Source organism: Oceanispirochaeta sp. (genome assembly GCF_027859075.1).
Lineage (GTDB): Bacteria > Spirochaetota > Spirochaetia > DSM-2461 > DSM-2461 > Oceanispirochaeta.
Genome location: NZ_JAQIBL010000306.1, coordinates 1 through 2,171, shown reverse-complemented (window position 1 = coordinate 2,171; position 2,171 = coordinate 1). Strand labels below are relative to the sequence as shown.

The following is a 2,171-nucleotide window of genomic DNA, read 5'->3' as shown; positions in this document are numbered from 1 at the left end:
CCCTGCCCCCGGTGGCAATGACAGAGGCGGACCCGCCCAACTCGGCCTTCATGCGGTCGATCAGTGCTTCAACCAGCCCTGTATAACCCAAAACCACGCCGGACTGGATGGATTTGATGGTATTCGTGCCGATGGCCTTAAGAGGGGGTTCCAGCCAGACCTGAGGCAGTTGGGCCGTATGTTCCGACAGGGCCTCGGCGGCAGCCTGAAGACCGGGAGCAATAGACACACCCAGGATCTCGCCGGGTTCCCGGATGGCCGTAAAGGTCAGGGCTGTCCCGAAATCGACAACGATGCAGTTCCCCTGAATTCTGTTATAAGCCGCCACGGAGTTACAGACGATGTCTGTTCCCAGTTCGGCAGGATTCTCAATGAGAATCTTTAGACCCGTTTTGACCCCGGGGCCGACGATGAGGGGTTCAAAACCCGTCATCTGATAGATCATCTCCCGTATCTTGCCTGTGAGTCCGGGGACAACCGAACTGATGACAGCCTGGGTGATGGAATTCCGGTTCACATCTCCTTCACGGAGGAGATCACGGACCAGAACACCATACTCGTCAGGCATTTTGGAGGTATCCGTACTGATTCTCCAGTGATTTCTCCAGGCCTCTCCGTCATGAATGCCCAGAACGATATTGGTATTCCCTACATCAACGGCCAGCAGCATTATCATCTTCCTTCAGATCATCCAGTTTGGATTTCTTCCCTCGGGAATCCACAGACTGCCAGGAGAGAATCACGGCCGTACAGATCACGGCGGCGGCTCCGGCTTCGGCCAGCCCATTGGCGACGACGATAGCGCCGATCAGCTCCCAGGGGAGGGCCCCGGCAATTCCCAGAGCACCCAGAACAAGGATTGTATTAGTCAGGCTCCCGGCCAGAGATGCCAGAATTGTCGATAAGGAGAGGAATTTCCCCCGGAATGCCCTGAAGACAAGCCAGCTAATCAAACCGATCAGAATTCGGGGCAGCACGGAGATCAGCGGATTCACAAAGAACACATCCACAGGTCCCGTAGGAGAGACCGCCGCCTGAATTAAGCTGAAAATACCAAAGATCAAACCGATGATCATTCCGACTACAGGGCCCTCTAAAATGGCACCGATGATGACCGGGACGTGCATGATGGTCAGAGACGCTCCGGAAAACCAGGGAATATATCCCAGACGTGTTGCTCCCAGGACCACAGAAATGGCAGCCATCACGGCGGTGACGACAATCTTGCGGGTACGATTAGAATCAGACATAAGTTCCTCCAAAAGAGTTATATAAATCTGCTGAAAATCAGCAGTAAAAATCCTAAAACAATAAGGATGAGAGCCGTCAGGTCTCTCCTTGTCCAGGGGTATTCGGCCAGGCGGCCTCTTTCCTGTCCCGGTTCATAGCACCTGGCCTCCATGGCTTCCACCAGAATTTCAGCCCGTTCTAGAGCGGCTACAAAAAGGGGGACCAGTAGGGGAATATAGAGGCGAAGTTTCTTGAAGAGTCCCATTTTCCAGGTCCCGAAGGAGCCACCCCGAGAGGCCTGTGCCTTGGTAATATGTTCCGCTTCCATCGCCTGGATCGGTATGTAACGGACTGTAATGGTGATCACCAGTGACAGGTCATGGGACCATCCCTTCTTCTTACCTATCGGCCTAAAAAGGATTTCAGCCCCATGGCTTATTTCAGATACGGTTGTCACCGACGTAAACAGGGTAAACAGCAGAAAAAGACAGAAGAAGCGGCCGAACAATTTCCCCGTGAAGAGAAGATCCTCCGAGTGGAGCTCAAATTGAAAGAGAGTCAATAAAGCAGAGCTTTCATAGCTCCGGGGTATAAAAAACATCTGAATAAGGGCAATGACCAGAAGAAAGGGAAGCACCGGTCGGACTCCTCTGAGGAGAGCTCCCGGCTTCTGTCCTGACAGCTTTGCAATGAAGACCAGCAGCAGAAACAACAGAAACATCTGGGGAAACAAAGCGGAGAGAAACACCATGACCATTCCCATGACCAGTGCGGCAATCTTCAGAGCGGGATTCAATGCATGAATCAGCGAGTCCCCCGGTGTGTACTGCCCCAGAGACAGGTTCTGCAGAATGTCAAAGTCTCTCATAAAACGCCCCTCCCGGCAGGGGGTACCAGTGAAAGGATCAGCTCCTCAGGCGTCAGAATCCGGCCTGCCGGGG

The 2,171-nt window shown here is 53.3% G+C and carries 3 protein-coding genes; all 3 read right to left on the bottom strand.

Annotation, left to right across the window (positions count from 1 at the left end):
• Positions 1 to 670, bottom strand: a 670-nt coding sequence (locus PF479_RS17040; protein ID WP_298009083.1) for a type III pantothenate kinase, incomplete at its 3' end; no start/stop codon positions are given.
• The gene (locus PF479_RS17035) at positions 654 to 1,250 is read right to left on the bottom strand and encodes an ECF transporter S component (RefSeq protein ID WP_298009081.1); all 597 of its coding nucleotides are present in this window, start codon (positions 1,248 to 1,250) and stop codon (positions 654 to 656) included. The genes PF479_RS17035 and PF479_RS17040, both read right to left, overlap by 17 nt.
• Positions 1,251 to 1,267: 17 nt before the next feature.
• Positions 1,268 to 2,098 carry an energy-coupling factor transporter transmembrane protein EcfT gene (locus PF479_RS17030; protein WP_298009078.1) on the bottom strand — a complete coding sequence of 277 codons (831 nt, stop codon included), beginning with the start codon at positions 2,096 to 2,098 and terminating at the stop codon, positions 1,268 to 1,270.
• Positions 2,099 to 2,171: the final 73 nt, after the last annotated feature.